Here is a 20,244-nt window from a genome sequence, read left to right as displayed (position 1 = left end):
CTGGCATCGACGCTAAAGGAATCACCGTGTTATGCGCTTACTCGCTCCCCTTCTGATTGTTCTATCGATAAGCTTGCTGACTGCTTGTGAACCAGCCGATCCGGCTAAAGCCATGATGGCCGACTACCAACAACGCCTCGGAAATGTGTTGGATGCAGATCCCTCTGCCCTTAACCTACCGGCGCTACCCTCTTTGCCTCGTAAACGGGAACTGGTACAACCCATCGCCGATCTCCGTTTAGGGTTACTCGATGCTTATGAACTGCGCCAATGCGGGCTGTTTAATTTAATTGCCGAGCGTAATTCCTCACTGGGAAAAGTCGCCGATCGCTTTCGTCAGCTTGATTACGAACTCAGTTTTATCCGTGTCGCTAAGCAATGCCTGCCAAAGGTGAAAGATGACAGCATCCGAACCGCGCTCAATGACGCCATCGTAAGCAAAACCCAGCAACTTCCCGCCGTTATCTGGAATACGGTGATTGATAGCAGCGCCTGGCAAGCACAGTGGTCATTGCCGATTCACACGTTGCCGATTGAACTTCCCGCGCATAGCAATGCGGTCAGCGCGATGACACAATTCGGCCGCTTGGTTCAACAGCCATCGTCGACTCATGAAAGCATTCTTGAGTGGCAAGAAAGTATTGAAAAACAACCGATTTTAGGCGCATTATTCGTCAGTCTGACAGCGCATACGGATTGGCTTAATCAAACCAGCCAGTTGATTGCTGACAATCAATCCAAAGTACTGTGTGGTGAAAATTTTGATACTACCCGCCTCGAGCGATTAAAAACCGTGTTTTACAAATATTATGTGGGTGAAGTACAACCTTATTTGGCGCGCGTAGACGGCTTGTATCGTGATGTATCGCCAACATTAAACCAACTTGCCTCCCTAGAAACGCCTCCGCCTTTTTCTGCGTATAAATCCGCCTATTGGCAAGGCGAGGCATACACGGCGTATAAACAGGCCATTCGTCATCATGCCGATGTATGGCAACAGCTGTTCCAACGCTGTAACGTGACCTTAGGCGGGTAAGTGTCCGCCTGTCACGTCGCGATCATAAAGAAAAATGGTGAAAAACCATCAATTTGACCACCAAATCGCCAAACAGACGTCAATGTGCAAAAAAGTGCGCTCAAGCGCTTGCGTGACACAGATGAACTCGCTACTATTCATCCCGCTTTCAAGCACTGTGCGTCCGTAGCTCAGCTGGTTAGAGTATCGCCTTGACATGGCGGGGGTCGGTGGTTCGAGTCCACTCGGACGCACCACTTTGCTTGAAACGAAAAATTATGCGTCTGTAACTCAGTTGGTTAGAGTGTCACCTTGACATGGTGGAAGTCGGTGGTTCGAGTCCACTCAGACGCACCACATTTTGAAATTCGCGTCCGTAGCTCAGTTGGTTAGAGTACCGCCTTGACATGGCGGGGGTCGGCAGTTCGAGTCTGCCCGGACGCACCATTTCCAGAGAGCCTGCTGTTTAGCAGGCTTTTTTGTTTTCCGCGAATACCGCTACCTGTTCTTTAAAGCAAGATAGGCTCACGCCACGTCAGTAAACGATGCCATCAGTATCATGAAATAAAGCGAGGCAGGCTCAAATACCCGCCCCATTGATTCATGCTTTTTCGTTTTACGCTACGGCGCTATCCGCGGCTAACACAAACTTTTCAATCGCTTTGGCCACACCGTGCTCATCATTGCTCTCGGTAATGTAATCCGCGATTTGCTTGGTTGCTTCCATCGCATTCACCATCGCAATGCCAAGGCCCGCGTATTCCAACATCGCGTGATCGTTTTCAGCATCGCCCATGCAAATCACCTCACCGGGTTGAATACCTAGATGCGCTGCAATGGCGGCCACCCCCGCCCCTTTATTGCTCGCTGGGTTTAAAAACTCGAGGAAGAAAGGCGCACTTTGCACTACCGTAAATTCCTCGCGTAGCGCGGATGGTAACGCACTGATCACTTCGTTTAGCTTGCTTGGCTCTGCCACCATCAACACTTTGATAATCGGATGATCATCGCTTAGGGTCTCGAAATCCATCACGGTAATATCTAGGCCGTTGATCTTGCCCTCAATCTCGGTATACGGGTTCTGTGCTGGTGTAATCAAACCGTGCTCAGTACTAAACGCGTGCACGGAGGCACCCAGAGCCTCAGCGTGCCGAGCCAGCGCTTTCGCGGCTTTGCCGTCTAGCCCTTTTTGCAAGATCACCTCATCGGTCCCTACGTTTTTCACCATCGAGCCGTTGTAATACAGCACAAAGTCTTTATCCGACCCGATTCCCAGTTCGTCTAGCTTAGGCTGCATGCCCTCAAGCGGCCGACCGGACGCCAATACCACAGTCGCGCCTTTCTCACGCGCGCGGGCAATGGCTTGCTTATTCTCAGCAGATATTGCTTTCTCGCTGTTTAACAAGGTGCCGTCCATATCTAGGGCGATTAATTTGTACATCGTTTACTCACTTCAACATCAACATAAAATCAGAAACTGTCCCAGAACTGCAAAATAAATGCCGTGCCTACAACAACATATCGTCTTCAATCGCAATAAAGCGATCGACACTGTTCACCAAGGAATTAGCCGTTAGGGAAGGCACACCAAGCACCACCGCTTCAGTGTGATAGCGCGCGCGGATTTTGTTCATCAGTAAGTCAAAATCTCCATCGCCGGATAACAGCACCACGGTATCAACCTCGGGCGCGGTTTCCATCACATCAATGGCAATCCCTACATCCCAATCGCCTTTGGTACTGCCATCGGCGCGTTGAATATAAGGTTTGAGCTTGACGGTAAAACCAATGTGGCGAAGGGCATCTTGAAATTTGATTTGCTGATCGTCATCGCGGCGAATGGCGTAGGCATACGCGGTTGCCACCTCACCCATGTTGTTGAGGGTTTGCCACAACTGGCGATAGTTAAACTGACGCCCGTAGGCTTGGCGTGTGGTGTAGTAGATATTTTGAACGTCGACAAAAACCGCGATTTTTTTCAAGTCAGGCTCACAGTCGGTGGGAGAATTGAAGTCAGAGAGGATACCACATCACGCAACCGTGAAGATAATGATAGCGTGGCCGCATCTAACACAAACAAAAAAGCCGCTGATAACAGCGGCTCTCGCGAGGGTTAGTCTCATTAACTTAACCCAACAATATTACCCTTATCATCAAGGTCAAGGTTCATAAACGCTGGTTTTTCCGGTAGACCGGGCATGGTCATCACGTTGCCACATAAGGCATAGACAAATCCGGCACCCGCGCATAATTTCAACTCGCGGATCGGTACATCAAAGCCTTTGGGAGCGCCTTTTATCGCACCATCGGTTGAAATAGACAGTGGCGTTTTCGCCAAACAGACTGCCAAGCCGTCATATCCTTGCGCTTTAAATTGTTGCAGTTGCTGTTTCGCGGTGTCACTTAACGTCACGCCTCCCGCACCATAACCAACTTCCGCAACCGCCATTAGTTTTTCTTCCAAGCTTTGCTGGGCGTGATACAAGGGCGAGAATGATGCATTGGTTTCACATTGCGCGACCACTTGTTCCGCTAGTTCACGCGTACCCTCGCCACCTTGGGCAAAGCCTTCACTGATCGCTACCCGCACCTTGTTGGGCAGCGCTTCAATCATCGCCTTGAGTGTCGCAAGCTCCGCATCACTGTCTTGTGGAAAGCGATTAATCGCCACCACCGCCGGCACACCATATTGAGTCACATTATTGATATGCCATTTGAGGTTTTCGAACCCTGCTACTAATGCCTCATTATCATCCGCAAAGAGCGCGTCAGGCATAGGCTGACCAGGCTGTAAATTGTAGTGACTCGAGTTGGCTTTTAAGCCGCGCAATGTCGCCACAATCACTGCACAGTCTGGCGCTTTACCGGATGCTTGCGCTTTAATGTTGCAGGCTTTTTCAAACCCCATGTCCGAGCCAAAGCCGCCTTCGGTGACGGTATAATCACCCAGCTTAAGGGCAATGTTATCGGCGATAATTGACGAATTGCCATGGGCAATATTGGCAAATGGACCAGCGTGAATCAGTGTCGGCACGCCTTCTAGGGTTTGCATCAAGGTGGGTTCAATCGCTTCTTTCATACTGACCGCCATCGCGCCAGCTACTTGCAAATCTTCGGTGGTGATCGGCTCACCGGTATGGCTATAAGCCAACACTATGCGGCCGATGCGCTGACGCAGATCGCGAAGATCGCTCGCCAACGCCAAAATCGCCATTAGCTCAGAGGCGGCCGAGATATCAAACCCGCCTTCACGCTCGTAGCCGTTGATGGTTTTGCCCGGCGCGTTTTTACCCACAGTTACCATACGCAAGGCGCGATCGTTGTGATCCATCACCCGCTTCCATACCACGCGATTTGGGTCGATTTTTAACGCTTTTAAGCCACTGCGCGCCTCAAAATCGTCATAGCCTCGACGTTGCTCGTGATAAATTCGCGCATCAATAGCCGCAGCAGCCAAGTTGTGCGCCGCGGTCACCGCATGAATATCTCCCGTCAGGTGGAGGTTGAGCTCCTCCATCGGAGCCACTTGCGAATAACCACCGCCAGCTGCGCCACCTTTCACACCAAATACGGGCCCCATCGAAGGCTGACGAATACATGCTGTCACAGAATGATTCAGCTTCGCCAAGCCTTGCGCCAAACCAATGGTGGTGACGGTTTTGCCTTCACCCAAGGGCGTGGGAGTTATAGCGGTGACCAGGACTAACTTTCCGGTTGGGTTGGGCGCAAGACGCTTTAAGCAATCGAGAGAGATTTTGGCTTTATAGCTACCTTGCGTTTTAAACTCTGAGTCAAGGAGGCCAACTTGCTTGGCAATGGTAGATATGGGGGCGAGTGTGGTGTTACGACAGATCTCGACATCAGGCAGCATGAAACCCTCTCAATAGCGCACAATATGTTCAAAGCAAACGTTTGCGTGAGCATAATACCGCTAAAATTCCTATTGTAAAGCGAAAGGACGCTTGCCGTAAGCGTCCTTTAACGTTTTTATCACGCCTTGCGCGTACGCCTTGCGCGTACGCTTTCGCGTGGGTGCGAATCAAGAGAGATTTAGGCGACTTTAAATTGCCCGACCAAGGTATCGAGATCTTGGCCAAGCGAGCTCAGCTCTTCCGCAGCGTGTGACGATGCCTCACTGGAGGTCAACAAGCTAGCGACAATGTCGCGAATCGATACCAGATTACGATGAATATCTTCTGTGACCGTGGTTTGCTCTGACGCCGCGCTAGCAATTTGCGAGGTCATATCGTTTACTTGCGAGAAAGCCGCACTCACCGAGGTGATTCGTTCGCCAATTTGCGCTGAAATCGTTGCCATGCTTTGGCACTCTTGATCACTGTCGGCAATAGTTTTGACGGCACTATCTACATGCACATGGAGACCATCAAGCATGTCACGGATCTCATGAGTGCTGGTTTGGGTACGACTGGCCAAGGTGCGCACTTCATCGGCCACCACCGCAAAGCCTCTACCCTGCTCGCCCGCACGGGCGGCTTCAATCGCTGCATTTAGCGCCAGCAGATTGGTTTGCTCGGCAATTTCACCAATCACAGACAGTACCGAGGTGATTTTATCTGACTGGGCTTTAAGCTGATCCACCTGCTGACTCGACTCGCTCATTTTCGCCACCAACCGCTCAACCGACGCGATAGATTCATGCACTTGGGTTTGCGCGTTTTGCGCATCTTGGGTGGCAGACGTAGCCGCATCAGCAACCTGCGTGGTGTTTTGTGCTACTTCTTGCGCAGCAGAGCTCATCTCTGTCACCGCGGTTACCACTTGCTCGGTTTCGTTATCATGAGTTTGTAAGTGCTGGGCTACCGTCGCGGTCTGCCGCGCCATATCACTGGCAGTGCTATTCACTTGTGCAGTGACCTGAGCGACCCGTTGAATAGTTTGCTGCAGTTTGTCCACAAAGCGATTAAACGCATGACCAAGTTGGGCAATTTCATCATGGCCGTGCACATGCAAGCGCTGAGTGAGATCGCCCTCGCCACTGGCAATATCATTAAGCTTATCGAGCATGTTTTTCACTGGTTCACCAATGCGCTGCGCAAACCAGCTCACTAGCAACACTGTGATAATCACCGTGCCCAAACCAAGCAAGGTTAAACGCCAGATCTTAGCATCCAATGCTTGCTCTGCTTCACTGCGATAAGCGGCTACCTCTCGCTCGATATCATCGATATAGGCACCGGTACCAAGCAACCATCGACCATTATTGATCATCACCGCATAGCCAATTTTCTCAATCAGCTGGTCAGCGCCGGGCTTATCAAACATAAAATTGAAAAAGCCATCGCCTCGCTGTGCGGCCTCAAGCAGGCCTTGAATAACCTTGTTGCCTTTCGGATCGGTAAAATCAATCAGGTTTTTCCCTTCAAGGGCTGGTTTAACAGGGTGAAACACATTAATCCCCTGTTTGTTGTAGATAAAAAAGTAACCCGCTTCGCCAAATTTCACATCAGTAAGCGCCGTTTTCAGCGCCGCCAGACGTGCCTCACTGGTACCGGGATTGATGCGTTCTACAATGTTCTCGGCCACCTGAGTCACTTCTTCGAGTTGTTTTTTTCGCTCGTTGACTAATTTTTCCCGAAACGTGGCAATGTTCTCTTCTATTAATGTCCGCTCGTTATGTGCCGTGATCGCACTCAAAATCAATATCGAGGCAATTAGCGGCACAATGGCAAGCAGCAGTATTTTTGTTTTAAACATCAGCTTCATTAGCATTTACCCTACAGACTAATTTTGTAAGCAAATGCTACTACTTAGCTAGACAGGATAAAACATAACCAGCTGTTTTCTATGAACTAAGCGACACTCAATTAGCGAAGCTGTGATACTGGTTGAAGTGTCATGTAACTGGTAGGAACCGTGTCATATCCTGGCGTGTATTCAACTCGTCTCCACCAAACCATTCCCCTGCTTTTGTCGTATCTTTAGAGGTTAACAAGGAGACGGTGATGAAAAGTAGCAAGGTTCCTCATGGGCGGTATTCTCGGTTAGGAGCGTTGGCTTCCCTAGCGGGGCGTGTGGCGTCGAATGTGGCGTGGGAAGGTGCGAAGCAGTTTGCACAAGGCAATCGGCCGAGCCGTAAAGATTTGGTGATGTCGCCGGCGAATATTGCTCATGTAGCGGATAAACTGGCGGATTTGCGCGGCGCGGCAATGAAGGTCGGTCAGTTACTGTCAATGGATGCGGGAGATTTGATCCCACCCGAGCTCAGTGATTTATTGGCTCGATTACGCAATCATGCCACGCCTATGCCATCAACCCAACTTAACCAAGTACTCACCGAGCAGTGGGGGCCCGAATGGAAGCAAGCTTTTACCCACTTTCGTTTTTCGCCCATCGCGTCAGCGTCGATAGGTCAAGTGCACGAAGCCTATACTGATGCTGGTGACAAAGTGGCGGTGAAGGTTCAGTACCCGCGGATTAAAGACAGCATCGATAGCGATGTCGATAATGTGATTACCTTATTGCGCTTGAGTGGCCTGATCCCCAAAGAAGCGAATTACCAAGCCTTACTCGATGAAGCGAAGCAACAGCTGCATGATGAAGCCGATTATCGTAAAGAAGCGAATGCAATGATGCGCTTTAACGAGCGGCTGAATGCCCATACGGATTTAGTGGTGCCCAATATCCATTCAACCTTAACCACAGATCGCGTGTTGACCATGGATTTTATGGCGGGTGAACCAATTGAAACCCTAACAAAAGCCGAGCCTGCCGTGCGTCATCGCGCGGTGAGTCAACTCTTTACCCTGCTCTTTGAAGAAGTGTTTGTGTTTGGGGAAGTCCAAACAGATCCTAACTTCGCCAATTATTTATACCAACCAGAAAGTGGCCGTATCGTCTTGCTCGATTTTGGTGCCACCCGTCAGTACACCTCACGATTTACTGAGGGCTATCGCATTTTGGTCAAGCCGATTTAGCCACCCGTTTACGCAACCGTGGGATGGCGCTGAGTATGGAGCAAGGCTATTGGCATACGCCGCCGGCGGATGCGCTATTTTTGCATCGTAAAATTGCGGGGCTGTATTTGCTGGCCGCCAAATTGGATGTGACCTTAAATGTGCGAGCCTTGTTGATGCCTTACCTCACGGCAGAACGCGTAAAAACAGCGTAATCGTGTAAGCGAAATTAACCATTGTCTCGCAGCGCTTCACAATAGGCGACTAAGTCTTCGGCCACCCAATGAGAGGCCACACTGCGTGCGGTGATAGCGGCATCTATCCGGCCCGTGTTGACGACCTCAAACCAGTGGGTCAGCATGGCTTCAAACCCTTTGCTGGCCTGCATGCCCGTCCAATCAGGGAGAGACAATTGCGCGACTTGATTGTCTTGCATGCGCTCACCGCGTGTAAATCCATCAAAGAAGTAACACTCGTTACGGTAGGCTGCGGCTATGGTTTCCTTGGTGGCGCCATATTGGCGATTCATGCTGGCTTCAAATAAGCTATTGTCGCGATGCCAACGAATATCTAAACGCGCGAGCAGTCCTTCATCAAACTGGGCAAACACATCCAAATCATCAATGTTCATGTCACCGTGCAGGTTAATACTGTCAAGCGGGTGAATAAAGTCATCGAAAATGAATCGACGGGGCGCATCTGGCAGCGCATGACGATGCTTTTCCCACCGCAACGATAACAGGGGCGAGCCGAGTTCATCTTCTGGGCGCTGTCCGTTTAAATGGGCGTTTAACAACGGTAAATAACGGCGATTAAATCCTGCAAACAAAGGCGTATTATGCTTTTCAGCAAGGTTAAAGAGAGCTTCAACATCCGCCCCCGATTGGGCCACCGGTTTGTCGACAAACACGGGAATACCTGCGGCTAAGAACGGACGCACCAACGCCGGATGAGCATGAGTGGCAGCATGAATCATCACCCCATCCACGTTCAGAGCCAATACTTCTTCAACATTGGCTGCTGTGTGCGCCACCCGATACTGCTGCGCCAATTCCGCTAGTGTATCGGCTTGGCGGCTGCACATGACCCAGTCAAGTTCGGGCCAACTTGCAAGCAGTGGCAGGTATGCTTTTTGGGCGATGTCACCCAATCCTATCGAGGCAATTCTCATGTTTTCTCCTTACCGCGCGACTTACGCTGAGGCTGGAAGTCGCTAGTAGAAATCAGTAACCTAGCAGCATTCTACAGAGTGTGACGAATTATGAATATTATTATCTCTTGGCTTGCCCAAGGCGGAGCTTGGCTAACCCCTTGGTTAAACGAGATCGCCATTGCGGTCACCGCATCTTTATTGGTGGTGTTTGGTAACGACATTAATCGTACCCTGCGTCGTTTACTGACCGGCCACAACTTTTTTGTCCGCACCTTGGTGTTTATTGGCATCAATGCATTTGGCTATGGTGCATTTATTGTGGCAGTCTCCCCTTGGCTCGCCGCGAAAATGCGCGCATGGCCTGATCAATGGCTGATGTGCGCTGTGGTAGGCGTCTTTGTGTTTGTTGGCTATTGGGCGCAACGTCAACGACAGATCTAATCCTAGACCCAATTCGCTGTTTAAAACATCGGCATCCATACTTACTGATCAATCTGGATGTCGATTCTCGGCGTATTGGCRAGAAAAAGGAGATCAACATGCAACGCGGACTGATGTGGTTTCGCCACGACCTTCGAATTCATGACAACCCTGCTCTCGCCAATCTTGCTTCGAGCTGTGACGAACTCACCTGTGTGTTCGTCATTGATCCGCGCTGGTCTCGCGCCGATCACTTCCAAAGTAAACATCTCGGCCCTCAGCGCGAAGCGTTTTTGTGGCAAAGCCTTATCGAGCTTCATCGTGCGCTCGACGTCATGGGGCAAAAACTCATTATTAGAACAGGCGCACCTTTGGAAGTGCTCGCCGACATGTGTACTCAACATCAGATTGATGTTATTGGTGTCACCGATCACCCAGGCCCCTTTGAGCGCCAGCAAATAGATACCCTTGTTAGCCGGTTTCCACAACGTGTGGTGGTGTCTGATGCACATACACTGTTTAGTCAGCATCAGTTACCCTTTGATTTACCGGATATTCCAGCCACCTTTACGCAATTTAGAAAAGCGGTCGAAAAGCGCGACATTCCGCCACATCTACCGCTTGCCGTGCCAGAGTCCCTACCGCGTCCTATCGATGGCATAGTTACCGAGCCCGCACCTTTATCGGATCGCCGTATTGCACCATATCAAGGTGGAGAGATTGCTGGCCGCGCGCAACTGAATCATTACTTATGGGATACCCATCGTATTCAGCGCTACAAAGAGACGCGAAATGGTTTGGATGGTTGGGATTTTTCATCCCGTTTATCCGCATGGCTAGCCAATGGTTGTTTGTCTGTGCGTTGGGTCGCTGCAGAGCTGGACCGTTATGAGCGTAATGTGGAAAAAAATGAGTCTACCTATTGGCTCTATTTTGAGCTCCTGTGGCGGGAGTATTTCCAGTGGATGTTGTACCACTACGGAGCGCGCTTTTTCCGTTTTAAAGGCATTACCGATAAACGTCCGCTCACCACGTTTTACGCCGAAGCCTTTATGGCATGGCGTGAAGGCAACACCGATTTCCCGATCGTCAACGCCGCCATGCGCCAGCTAAAACACACGGGATGGATGTCGAATCGGAGTCGTCAATTAGTCGCGAGCTGCTTGGTGCATGAGCTCGGTGTGGACTGGCGTTACGGCGCAGCTTACTTTGAGCAGCAACTGATTGATTTCGATGTCGCCGCTAACTATGGTAATTGGCAATACCTCGCCGGTGTCGGTGCAGACCCGCGCGGCAGTCGTCGGTTTAATCTCGACAAGCAAACTGCACAATACGACCCTGAGGGGACATTTATTGCTCGCTGGCTCGCCGATGAGGTTCCGTCACATTAGCGTTAGGGTTCAACTTGTACGGCTTGGTCGGAAGCAGGCTGGTAGCTGTCGATAATGGCGATCACTTTATCGCTCACCCGACGAGAAAACAGCAATGCAATGTGGGTGAGCGGAAAGATATCATGGCTGCTCATGCCTTCGATTTTGGTTTCTTCGACCAGCACAGTACCGTCGCAAACTTGGTTCTTTATCAGCAGCGATGCTGGGCCCCACGGGCAATTTCCAGCAATACTGTGCAAAGGCGGTAATCCCTGCCAGGGAATCACCTGATCGGGCAACAAAATAGATTGGCTCCGTTGGAACAGCCAGCCGCCCCACCCTAAATCATCAAACACCTTGGCGAGTGTTGCTCCTTGATGGGGGGTGCCGAGGGTAATCACCGCATGCACCGCATCAGCAGGGTTATCGTCTAATTGCGCACTCTGCTCTAAATAGCGACGAATAATCAGCCCGCCCATCGAGTGGCCGATTAAAATCGTGGGCTGATGATCAATAAACGCATTGATGCGACGAGCAATTTGCTCAAAGTCCGGATCTAGGGTGTTATAAGAAAGGTTGAGCACCTCATGTCCTTGCTTTTCTAGGCGTTCACTTAGCGGGATCAAAAAAACACCGTGCATGTACAGCCCATGAAGTGTCACTATTTTCATCCCATCTCCTTATTAAACCCTTACCGCTCATCATGTCGTGATAGACGAGTGGTGACATGCGAGATAATCCGCGTGCATTTACCATACCAAGCATAACGTGCTACTGCATGGATTCGTGACCCAAAAAAAACGCCCCACGTTGAAAACGCGAGGCGCTTAACAGACTGTTCTTGGCCTATCGGCTTAGAAAATCAAATGTGCAACACCAGCGATCACCGGTAAGGTCACCAAGGTACGCAAAATAAAGATCACAAACAGTTCCCAGATTTTGACTGGAATTTTACTGCCTAGCAGCAAAGCGCCAACTTCGGACATGTAAATCAGCTGCGTGACCGACATCGCTGCAATCACAAAGCGAGTCATTTCGCTATCAATTTCCGCGGCAAGAATGGCAGGGATGAACATATCCGCAAAACCAATCACCATGGTTTCTGATGCTTTCACCGCCTCAGGAATATGCAGTAGCTCAAGCAGAGGAACAAACGGTGCACCTAGTACGTTAAAGATACTGGTGTACTCAGCCACCATCAATGCCGCTGTACCAATCGCCATCACGACAGGGAGTACGCCCAATACCATGTCAACTGCGTTTTGAGCCCCTTCTTTGAGTACGCTGTTCACCGAGCGAATTTTTTCAGCACGGTTAAGCGCGCACTGTAAGCCGTAGCTCAGCGTAGTATGGCCTTCAGGCAACACTTCTTCGTTCGATTCGCGGGTTGAGCCGTCAATCAACTCGTCTTTTTTCCAGCAAAGTGGCGGAAGACGAGGAACAATAATCGCTGCAGCAATCCCCGCCAGACACACCGCCAAGTAGAACCAAGTAAACATGTGCATCAAGTCAACTTGGGCGATCACAACCAAGCTAAAGCTGATCGATACCGCTGAGAAGGTGGTACCGACAACCGCGGCTTCACGCTGCGTGTAAAAACCTTGCTCGTATTGCTTGCTCGTCATCAAAATACCGACACTGCCGTCGCCTAACCAAGATGCCGCACAGTCAACCGCCGAGCGGCCAGGCAAGCCAAATAATGGACGCATCACTTTGGTGAAAACGGCGCCTAACATCTCCAGCAGGCCAAAACTGGTCAGCAATGGCAACAGCAATCCGGCAAAAATAAACACAGACAGCAGGATGGGCAGCAGATCGTTAAGCACAAACGCGCCAGTAAGCTCACCCATGATCAGTTCAGAGCCGTAACCGAAGAAGGTCATGGCAACAAATACACCACCAATCACACGGGTGGCTAGCCAAATCGGTGAAACATTGAATAGGCCGTTGAGGAAACCGTGACGAGTAATAAAGCGGGGTTTGGCTAGCGTGACAATCAATGAGGTGACCGCACTGAAAACCACCAATGCGGTGACCACAGCGGTTGCCGAGCCGCCCAATAGATCAAGAACACTTCCTGCCATGACCGCAATGGGGATGGTGACACCGTCGCCGAAATTTACCGGCGTCATAAAGAGGAGTAAGCCAAGAAGCGATGGGATGGCGAACATCAGAATATTTCTCATCGAAGGCACCGTCGTCGAGAGAGAGTCAGTTTTTTGCATACGTCTGAATCCTGAATTTTTATTTGTGTCACAGTGATAAAACGACAAATTGTCGATTAATTATTCACTCACGGTGACTATCTGCAATCGAGATTACCGAATCATGCATGCGATGTAAATGTTTATTTAGTCATAAATACTGAATAAATACATCCATAGAGCACAACTGCTACGGCTCAATTGCGTTTTATAGTTCATCAAACCTTCATTTGTGAAAAGTTTGTTACACTATTTTATTGACCAAGATCAGATTCCGTTAGCAACTTGTAGGGTATAAGGTGGGCCAGCTCACAGATTATCGTAACCACGTTTTTGGATAACGGGTTGATATACACTGCGTATTGGTCCTGCTAACCGATTTTAAAGTCAATACGTGCATATTCTTTGATCAACCAGTCACCAAAGTCATTGAGGAGCATCATAACAGCACGTTTTTTTACAGGTTTGCGATCTAGCAGGATAAAAAGTCGCTCAATTGCTTGTTGTTTAGCAGGATAATGCTTAATAAACAATTCTGCACAGTCAGGTAGAGATTCCGTCCACGTTCCTTCTTTATGCAATACCAAACCAAACGCACCACGAATTAAGGTATCGGCAATGCGCTGAGCTGCAGTCAGTTGCGTGTTCCATGTCGTGGCCGCTTGAATTTTATGCTTGGCACGTGCCAGTTTACCGCTCAAATCAGGATTCATCGCTTTCGCTACTTCCCAACTCGCCTCGAAAAGGCCAAAACTCTCGGAAAGATCTTGACCATACAGGCACATTGCACGATGTTTGAAAAAGAAGCCCCAGTGAAAGATTTCGGCCAAATCACGAACTTGTGACGCTGTCACAGTGTCGATATGACAGCCATCGATGACTTTGCTATGGCTGGTTTTAATTCGCCATAACAAGGTATTCATGGCACTGGATTGGTCAAGCGTTAGTGGTTGGTGGCATACCACGGTTAAATGCAGGACAGACTCCCCCACTGTCGCACGACGCCAGACAATATCGCCGCTCACGTACACACTGTGAAGCCGCTTACCGATCAAAGCACGAAGCTGTTTGATCGCTTTGACCATGACAGGGATAAATTCAGATTGTAGCGGCGAGCGCCGATCCGGCTCTGGTAAATAAGCCGTTTGAGATTGCAACTGAGTCACGACTTTCACACAAGGTTGAATGCGTGCGCTATTGTTGGTCATCTGCATGGACAAATCAACGCTCTACCACCGAATCTCACGCTGTATCAACGCGCTTGCTTAAATTGAGTACAGGGCTCTGCGTAAAGTTAAGCATAATCCTTGCCAGCTGTCGCGTTGGATAATTGACGGGCTGAGAATTCGTAACCACCGTGGTATAGTCCGAGCRCGCCCAGAACGAATAGAGAGCACCCAATGACGCAATCAGCGCTAATGAGCTTGGATGAAATCCTCGAAACCGCCTTTGAGATCTTCGCGGAGATGGCACCGGATAATTTGGAGTATGACGATTTGGCAGCATACGAATCCCATTTTGAGGAAGACGGCGGCGCCATCGTGGTTGAAGTCGGCAGCGATTGGCCTGAGCATGTCGGGTCTGACATCAACCTCGCCCACTGTGCGGAAGTACAAATTGGGATGGCAAAAGAAGGCGCCTTGGCCGATGTGTTTGTGCGTATGCTACTCAGCCGCGATCCGGAAGAAAAATTCTGCCACTTATTGTGGAAACGCAGCCCCACACAGCTGCACTGATGGCAGACCTCACGTCTATGATTGACGTGACAGCTCGCCTTTCTCGACCGCTATGGTCTGGATGAGAAGTTAAAAACGGCAGCCCATGCTGCCGTTTGCATTTGTATCCTTAGTGGACCGGTGCCGAGGTAGGATCGTCCCCGTGTTGGTCCGCACGATAACTCATCATCAAGCCAATGCTCGCCAGTATGCYGAGAGCAAGCATCATTGAGCCCAGAGAAAGCTGACTCGCGACACCTAATCGACTGGCCGCTAGCGTCACAAGACCTGCAAGCAGGTTTTGAGCGCCCCCCAAGATAGCACCCGCTGTGCCCGCATGATAAGGAAATGGGCTCAGTGCCCCCGTACTGGCCGCTGGGAATAACACGCCTGCACCGGCGAAATACACACAACCGCCACCAATCAAGCTATACACAGAAATCTCGCCCATTAATCCTGATACAACAAGGATCCCTGCCCCCATTAGTGCCATTACGCTACCCAGCGTCAATGTCGCATAGTAGCCTATGGTATCGGCAAAGCGGCTAGATAGGCCCGAGCCCACTAAATAGGCAGGCAGTGGCGCTACAAAAAGGACACTGATCAGCGTCGGTGATAAATATAATCCATCAGACATAATCACCCCAGCGGCCGCTTCAAAGACCGACACGCCCGAGAAAACCGTGATCAAACACAGCAGGTAACCTCGAAAACGCCGCGAGCTCATGACATGGCGGTAACGACCGATAAAGTTACCAGGCTGACGTGCCTCTTGCGGTAACGTTTCGGTAAAACGCAGCGCCATCACTGCATAGACCACGATCGCTAGCAGCAGCAAGAAAAAGTAACTCGCCCGCCAGTTCAACACCTCGGTAAGGTATCCTCCTAATAAAGGCGCAATTAATGGTGAGAAAATAAGCCCCATACTCACCAAACTGTTGGCACGGTGCAACTTCGCGCCAGAGAAACAATCTCGGGTTAAGGTTCGCGCCATGGCGCCACCACAGCCAATCCCAGCGCCTTGCACCACACTGCCCACTAAAAACCACGAATAGGAATGTGCTAACAGCGTGATCCCTGTCCCGACCAAGAATATGGCAAGGCCGGCCAATATAACGGGCTTACGCCCAATACGGTCGGAGATGGGGCCATAAATAAACTGAGACAGCCCGTATGGGATCAAGTAGCACGCCATCACCGCCTGCAATAGCGCCGGTGATACCGAGAAATCTGCGGCCATCGCTGCAATCGATGGAACATACATGGTTTGAGTCATTTGACCCACCGCAGCCAGCATTACAATGAGCAGCAACAACTTACCCATAGGCATTGCCGAAGACATTCCTACACTCCTAAAAATGAATTATGCGAAATAATGATTTGATAAGTGGATGTTGCAAAGTTCTACGCTAGGCACACGAAAAACATCACAACCAAAGACAGCGCGATAATAGGCCTGAGCAGTGAGGAAAGCAATGGGCGTTTAGTCGCCGCAACACGATTCTTTATCATGATTGAGATTAGTTTTTCTAACCTTAAATCCAGCGTCTGACTTGTGCCCGATATTCAGTAAAATCGTCGGGCCAATGCGCAGCGAGTCGCTGCTCTTCAGAGAAGATAAAGGTCATTGACAGGTAGGTCATATAGGCGGGAACCAAGCCCCAACACCAAAGAGAATTAAAGTAGAATCCAGCACTAACGATGATCAGTACCAAAGCGAGATACATCGGATTGCGCGTATAGGCATAAATGCCGGTTGTGACTAAGGCTGATGGCTCTTTGATTGGATCAACGGTGGTGTGATGACGATGAAATGCCCACTTCGCCGCCACCAGCAGCCCAATAGCCAGAGCAAGCGGAAACCCAGCCCAATATGGCGAACCTAATCTGAACGGAAAAGAAAAATAGTGGTTGAGCAACACACCGAAACCCACGGTGAGTAACATCGCAATGGGTGGCAAAGGTGGGAAAACATACTGCCAAAATTGCGTTTTCATGACTCGTCCTTGAGTGAAAGCTTATATATCGCGCCGCACTGTATCGAAAAAGGGCAGTGACTGTCACTGCCCTTGCGTAAAGTTTGCGACTAAGCACAACTCACTACCGCTTAATCTTGCTCGATATTCAGACGATGTTTGCCATGCTCAATTTTGGCTTTTAAATAATTGCGATTGCCTTCTTTGAGGTGCGCTTTGGTGCCAATCACTTCTTTGAGATCAATACCGGCAGCTTGGAGTTCTTCGATTTTTTTCGGGTTGTTGGTCACTAACCGAATGCGATGAATGTCCAAGGCTTTTAGCATTTGTGCGGCTTCAGTAAAGTCACGTAAATCGTCTGCAAAGCCAAGATGGTTATTGGCTTCGTAAGTGGTCATGCCTTGGCTTTGTAGCTCATAAGCATCAAGCTTATTGTAAAGGCCAATTCCACGCCCTTCTTGACGAAGATAGAGGATAATCCCGCCATCTTCCCCCATCTTTTGGATCGTTTCTTCGAGCTGCTCACCACAATCACACCGTGATGAATGGAATACATCGCCCGTTAAGCACTCAGAATGCATTCGCACTAGGGGAGTTGGATCGGTCACGTCCGCTTGTTTAAAAATAAGCGCAACGTGCTCCTGTCCAGACGCTAGTCCTTCAAAAGATAGAATTTCGGCAGGGATGTGGCTCCCTACTCCAACGTTCAGAGGCACCCGAGCCCTTACTTTTACCATTAGAATTTGTCTCTTACTACTGACACCCGAATCAGGGCGTTAACATTACTACAGCGTTACCAGGATGCCAATTAGAAAATGTTATATTATAACATTTTCCACCCAAGTAATGGCTACCTCTATTGTAAACGCCGGACAACCTCGGCTGGATTACCTGCAACAATGGAAAAAGGTTCGATATCTGTATCCACCACTGATCCCGCCTCAATTACCACACCTTCACCAATCGCAACGCCTGCTTTGATCACAGTGTTACCCTCGATAATGACGTTATTGCCAACAATCACGCTTTGTGAGGTTTCACACTCTCCACGAGCAATGTCGAGCGGCAGTACGCGATGGCGCGTGGTATAGATGCCCACATTGGGACCAATGCTGACATTATGCCCAATCCGAACATGGGCCCCATCAAGCATGGTGCAATTAGGTCCAATACTAACGTTATCGCCGATTTCAATATTCATCCCGTAGTGACAAAAAAACGGCGCATCAATGTCCACATTGGATCCGATCCCTGCAAATAGCTTGGTCGTTACTATCGCAAGGTTATCGGCGTCTTCAGGATCGATACGATTAAACTGTTGGCATAAGCGGCGCGCAGCATAGCGAAATAAGGTTAATTCCTCATCGGCTGGGGAATACGGCAACCCCCGCTGCATTTTTTCAAACTCCGTCATCGCCTATCCTTGGTGTGGTAACGCTACTGAGGTGGGCTCAAAAGCCTCACTTTTAACGGTTGATATGGTATTGAGAGCATCGCCGTATTGCGCCATAAACTGATTGCCAAGCGATAAGCCCAGTTGATAGTCCGCATCGAGTTGTTCAGGCTTACTCAATAATGCACTGCTTTGTAGCGGTGCGCTCGGCGCAATTTGTAACACCTGTGCCCGAGGTGGTGGCTCGGCTAAAAACTGCAATTCGTTTTGATAGCTTTGATAGTGCGTAGTGAGCATTTTGAGCATCTCGCTGCTCAGCGGTTTACCCGATAACGACTGCAACCGGTAAATCGTGTCGCCGCCAAAGAGCCAGCGTCCACCGTTTTGCATCGCTTTTTCTCTCATTCCATCACGAACACGGCTCACCCATTGCTCACGGCTGGACTTGTAGCGTTCGGAAAGTTCGGCCAACTGCTTGTTCAACTCCTTCTGGAAGGTCTCAAACCGGGTTAGACGGTACTTAAATTCAAAATTAGAGAGATAGTCAGAGAGCTTAAACTGCGGCTTTTTGGCTTCAAACTTGGTCCGTAATGTATCCAAAAAGTGGCTTTGATCTTCTGGGCCGCCTTTGTCTTGCTCCAACGTCGGCTCGGTGCGAATCACCACAATAATATCTGCCCCACGAGCGAAGGCTTCTTTCGCTGGAACAGCGGCACTCACGCCACCGTCAACATAGCGCTTACCATTAATGCAAACCGGGTGCGGATAAAGCAAAGGGATGGCACAGGTTGCTTTGAGTGCATCTGGCCAAGTGTCATCGGTAATCGAGAAAAAGGCCGGTTTCAGGGTATCAACCTCAGTCACGCACGCGTAGGCCTCTCTTCCGTTCAAGTGTAGCTTCGCTGTTTCAATGTCCAGCGCAGCTTCATGACCCGGCAATGCCGTACTAAGCGCCCAATCTAAATCCATATGGTGTTGGCGACGCACATACTTCATCAGGTGGAAAAAGCGCTCTTGCGTGGTGAGCTCAGTGATAAACCGATGCCCATAACGGTGCTGCTGGCATACATATGCCGTCAAGTTGAGTGCGCCGGCAGACGTCCCCAAATAAAGTTGAAACGGATCAAAGCGGGCACTAAGAAATGCATCAAGCACGCCTGCGGTAAAAATCCCGCGTTGCCCGCCTCCCTGCAGTACCAGCGCGATACGCTGTGGCCGGGTAAAATGGCGCGGTGCAATTGGCATTGCCGTACCGGGAGAGTTGTCTGTCAAAGCTTGCTTACTTCTTAACACTTTCGCCCCTTATTCATCGTGCATAACGCTTTATGCGAGCATCGCTATTTATTAGCGTACAGCTTTTGATTAGCGTATCGCTTTCAGTGTATTAGATCACTTCCTGTGCGCTCGCCGCTATGCATGGTAACGCTTACCGCGCAACGTCGCTACTCACAATTAGGGCACCAGTGTCCATTCTCGTTAACAGCGAACCGATGATAATTAAGACAACACAGCGACAGCAGCAAAAGTGAAAATCATACCCAGCGCGCAAACAGCGGTTGTCAGTGCGTATGCAAGTGTTTTATCCATGCTGATACTCCTTGTTGACATAATGATTAACCCAAAGACGCCGCGGATCAGGTGTAATACCTATTAATCCAAGTATATACCCTCTCCCGTCAAAGCTGCACCGACGTCGATTGGGCTCGTTCTTACAAATATAAACTACTGATTAAAAGACAAAAAACATCGCTATTATGTNCTATTATGTCGCGAATAAAATGGCGAATCTGAGGCGATCATCATGTTTTCCCTATCCTCATCGTGAGGATCTGCGAGTAAAGACACCTGTGTGAACTTAAATTCAAGGGGGCATTTTGCTGTTTTTTTCGTCGCCCAGACAGCAAATCAAAATAACGATCATTCGCCTCTATTGATAACTTTGACAGCTCAATCGTCTACCTAAAAAGCAAAAGCCCAGCATGAAACACCACTTATAATTGTTTACACCAAGTTAACAAAAATTTTTGTGCTAACTGCTTGGTTTTGCGGCTATTGATTTAGGCCTGACCAGTGCTTAATCTGCC

17 protein-coding genes, 3 tRNA genes and 1 pseudogene are annotated in these 20,244 nt (G+C 49.6%); 8 read left to right on the top strand and 13 right to left on the bottom strand.

All coding sequences use genetic code 11. The annotated features are described in order from the left end of the window. Nucleotides 1-31: 31 nt before the first annotated feature. The 4 genes from BZJ17_RS07770 (at nt 32) to BZJ17_RS07755 (ending at nt 1,462) form a co-directional block, all read left to right on the top strand. Nucleotides 32-1,036, top strand: coding sequence for a DUF3080 domain-containing protein (locus BZJ17_RS07770; RefSeq protein WP_077640334.1), 1,005 nt, complete (start codon nt 32-34; stop codon nt 1,034-1,036). Between the two features lie 159 nt (nt 1,037-1,195). Further along, nucleotides 1,196-1,272, top strand: a tRNA-Val gene (locus BZJ17_RS07765). Nucleotides 1,273-1,295: 23 nt separating this feature from the next. Further along, nucleotides 1,296-1,372 (top strand) — tRNA-Val (locus BZJ17_RS07760). 13 nt (nt 1,373-1,385) lie between these two features. Next, nucleotides 1,386-1,462 (top strand) — tRNA-Val (locus BZJ17_RS07755). 169 nt (nt 1,463-1,631) lie between these two features. Here the strand turns inward: BZJ17_RS07755 and BZJ17_RS07750 are convergent. The 4 genes from BZJ17_RS07750 to BZJ17_RS07735 all read right to left on the bottom strand — a co-directional run bounded on the left by BZJ17_RS07750 (nt 1,632) and on the right by BZJ17_RS07735 (nt 6,739). Next, the gene (locus BZJ17_RS07750; protein ID WP_077640333.1) at nt 1,632-2,456 is read right to left on the bottom strand and encodes a Cof-type HAD-IIB family hydrolase; all 825 of its coding nucleotides are present in this window, start codon (nt 2,454-2,456) and stop codon (nt 1,632-1,634) included. A 67-nt stretch (nt 2,457-2,523) separates the two neighbouring features. Continuing rightward, a complete protein-coding gene (locus tag BZJ17_RS07745; protein ID WP_077640332.1) occupies nt 2,524-2,997 on the bottom strand; it encodes an NYN domain-containing protein in 474 nt (157 codons plus the stop codon). A 140-nt stretch (nt 2,998-3,137) separates the two neighbouring features. Next, nucleotides 3,138-4,886 carry a formate--tetrahydrofolate ligase gene (locus BZJ17_RS07740; RefSeq protein ID WP_077640331.1) on the bottom strand — a complete coding sequence of 583 codons (1,749 nt, stop codon included), beginning with the start codon at nt 4,884-4,886 and terminating at the stop codon, nt 3,138-3,140. 179 nt (nt 4,887-5,065) lie between these two features. Continuing rightward, entirely contained in the window at nt 5,066-6,739 is a 1,674-nt protein-coding gene (locus tag BZJ17_RS07735; RefSeq protein ID WP_198534122.1) for a methyl-accepting chemotaxis protein, read from the bottom strand. Between the two features lie 239 nt (nt 6,740-6,978). Here BZJ17_RS07735 and BZJ17_RS07730 point away from each other — a divergent pair. Then, nucleotides 6,979-8,144 (top strand): annotated as a pseudogene (locus tag BZJ17_RS07730) (AarF/ABC1/UbiB kinase family protein). Nucleotides 8,145-8,158: 14 nt separating this feature from the next. On the opposite strand, the gene BZJ17_RS07725 reads toward BZJ17_RS07730, so the two are convergent. Beyond that, nucleotides 8,159-9,100 carry a Gfo/Idh/MocA family oxidoreductase gene (locus tag BZJ17_RS07725; protein ID WP_077640329.1) on the bottom strand — a complete coding sequence of 314 codons (942 nt, stop codon included), beginning with the start codon at nt 9,098-9,100 and terminating at the stop codon, nt 8,159-8,161. Between the two features lie 90 nt (nt 9,101-9,190). Between BZJ17_RS07725 and BZJ17_RS07720 the strand changes: the two genes are divergently transcribed. Together BZJ17_RS07720 and BZJ17_RS07715 are read left to right on the top strand one after the other, a co-directional pair. Further along, the gene (locus tag BZJ17_RS07720) at nt 9,191-9,523 is read left to right on the top strand and encodes a DUF3392 domain-containing protein (RefSeq protein ID WP_077640328.1); all 333 of its coding nucleotides are present in this window, start codon (nt 9,191-9,193) and stop codon (nt 9,521-9,523) included. 98 nt (nt 9,524-9,621) lie between these two features. Continuing rightward, entirely contained in the window at nt 9,622-10,893 is a 1,272-nt protein-coding gene (locus BZJ17_RS07715) for a DASH family cryptochrome (protein WP_077640327.1), read from the top strand. 2 nt (nt 10,894-10,895) lie between these two features. On the opposite strand, the gene BZJ17_RS07710 is transcribed toward BZJ17_RS07715, so the two are convergent. The 3 genes from BZJ17_RS07710 to BZJ17_RS07700 form a co-directional block, all read right to left on the bottom strand. Next, a complete protein-coding gene (locus tag BZJ17_RS07710) occupies nt 10,896-11,543 on the bottom strand; it encodes an alpha/beta fold hydrolase (RefSeq protein ID WP_077640326.1) in 648 nt (215 codons plus the stop codon). A gap of 183 nt (nt 11,544-11,726) precedes the next feature. Further along, on the bottom strand, nt 11,727-13,043 hold the full coding sequence (locus BZJ17_RS07705) for a YjiH family protein (RefSeq protein WP_077456165.1): 1,317 nt from the start codon (nt 13,041-13,043) through the stop codon (nt 11,727-11,729). 404 nt (nt 13,044-13,447) lie between these two features. Then, nucleotides 13,448-14,290 (bottom strand): hypothetical protein, encoded by an 843-nt coding sequence (locus tag BZJ17_RS07700; protein WP_077640325.1) that lies wholly within the window; start codon nt 14,288-14,290, stop codon nt 13,448-13,450. A gap of 186 nt (nt 14,291-14,476) precedes the next feature. Here BZJ17_RS07700 and BZJ17_RS07695 point away from each other — a divergent pair, with 186 nt between their 5' ends. Beyond that, complete coding sequence (locus tag BZJ17_RS07695) at nt 14,477-14,812, top strand: DUF440 family protein (RefSeq protein ID WP_077640324.1); 336 nt, start codon at nt 14,477-14,479, stop codon at nt 14,810-14,812. Nucleotides 14,813-14,921: 109 nt separating this feature from the next. On the opposite strand, the gene emrD is transcribed toward BZJ17_RS07695, so the two are convergent. From emrD to BZJ17_RS07670, 5 genes are all read right to left on the bottom strand, one after another. Continuing rightward, complete coding sequence (gene emrD / locus BZJ17_RS07690) at nt 14,922-16,133, bottom strand: multidrug efflux MFS transporter EmrD (protein ID WP_077640323.1); 1,212 nt, start codon at nt 16,131-16,133, stop codon at nt 14,922-14,924. Between the two features lie 193 nt (nt 16,134-16,326). Further along, nucleotides 16,327-16,788: an isoprenylcysteine carboxylmethyltransferase family protein gene (locus tag BZJ17_RS07685; protein WP_077640322.1), complete on the bottom strand. Its 462-nt coding sequence runs from the start codon at nt 16,786-16,788 to the stop codon at nt 16,327-16,329. Between the two features lie 110 nt (nt 16,789-16,898). Then, on the bottom strand, nt 16,899-17,504 hold the full coding sequence (gene ribA / locus BZJ17_RS07680) for a GTP cyclohydrolase II (RefSeq protein WP_077456088.1): 606 nt from the start codon (nt 17,502-17,504) through the stop codon (nt 16,899-16,901). A gap of 119 nt (nt 17,505-17,623) precedes the next feature. Continuing rightward, nucleotides 17,624-18,181 (bottom strand): sugar O-acetyltransferase, encoded by a 558-nt coding sequence (locus BZJ17_RS07675; RefSeq protein WP_077456087.1) that lies wholly within the window; start codon nt 18,179-18,181, stop codon nt 17,624-17,626. 3 nt (nt 18,182-18,184) lie between these two features. Next, nucleotides 18,185-19,432: a patatin-like phospholipase family protein gene (locus BZJ17_RS07670; protein ID WP_241836777.1), complete on the bottom strand. Its 1,248-nt coding sequence runs from the start codon at nt 19,430-19,432 to the stop codon at nt 18,185-18,187. Nucleotides 19,433-20,244: the final 812 nt, after the last annotated feature.

Origin of the sequence: Salinivibrio sp. IB574 (genome assembly GCF_001996205.1) — a bacterium.
Lineage (GTDB): Bacteria > Pseudomonadota > Gammaproteobacteria > Enterobacterales > Vibrionaceae > Salinivibrio > Salinivibrio proteolyticus.
This window is presented reverse-complemented; position numbering and strand designations above follow the sequence as displayed.

Coding starts and splice junctions, on each gene's coding strand:
- BZJ17_RS07695 (WP_077640324.1), top strand. CDS start 14,477: ATGACGCAATCAGCGCTAATGAGCTTGGATGAAATCCTCGAAACCGCC.
- BZJ17_RS07710 (WP_077640326.1), bottom strand. CDS start 11,543: ATGAAAATAGTGACACTTCATGGGCTGTACATGCACGGTGTTTTTTTG.
- BZJ17_RS07735 (WP_198534122.1), bottom strand. CDS start 6,739: ATGAAGCTGATGTTTAAAACAAAAATACTGCTGCTTGCCATTGTGCCG.
- BZJ17_RS07700 (WP_077640325.1), bottom strand. CDS start 14,290: ATGCAGATGACCAACAATAGCGCACGCATTCAACCTTGTGTGAAAGTC.
- BZJ17_RS07675 (WP_077456087.1), bottom strand. CDS start 18,181: ATGACGGAGTTTGAAAAAATGCAGCGGGGGTTGCCGTATTCCCCAGCC.
- ribA (WP_077456088.1), bottom strand. CDS start 17,504: ATGGTAAAAGTAAGGGCTCGGGTGCCTCTGAACGTTGGAGTAGGGAGC.
- BZJ17_RS07725 (WP_077640329.1), bottom strand. CDS start 9,100: ATGAGAATTGCCTCGATAGGATTGGGTGACATCGCCCAAAAAGCATAC.
- BZJ17_RS07770 (WP_077640334.1), top strand. CDS start 32: ATGCGCTTACTCGCTCCCCTTCTGATTGTTCTATCGATAAGCTTGCTG.
- BZJ17_RS07715 (WP_077640327.1), top strand. CDS start 9,622: ATGCAACGCGGACTGATGTGGTTTCGCCACGACCTTCGAATTCATGAC.
- BZJ17_RS07750 (WP_077640333.1), bottom strand. CDS start 2,456: ATGTACAAATTAATCGCCCTAGATATGGACGGCACCTTGTTAAACAGC.
- BZJ17_RS07705 (WP_077456165.1), bottom strand. CDS start 13,043: ATGTTCGCCATCCCATCGCTTCTTGGCTTACTCCTCTTTATGACGCCG.
- BZJ17_RS07720 (WP_077640328.1), top strand. CDS start 9,191: ATGAATATTATTATCTCTTGGCTTGCCCAAGGCGGAGCTTGGCTAACC.
- BZJ17_RS07685 (WP_077640322.1), bottom strand. CDS start 16,788: ATGAAAACGCAATTTTGGCAGTATGTTTTCCCACCTTTGCCACCCATT.
- BZJ17_RS07740 (WP_077640331.1), bottom strand. CDS start 4,886: ATGCTGCCTGATGTCGAGATCTGTCGTAACACCACACTCGCCCCCATA.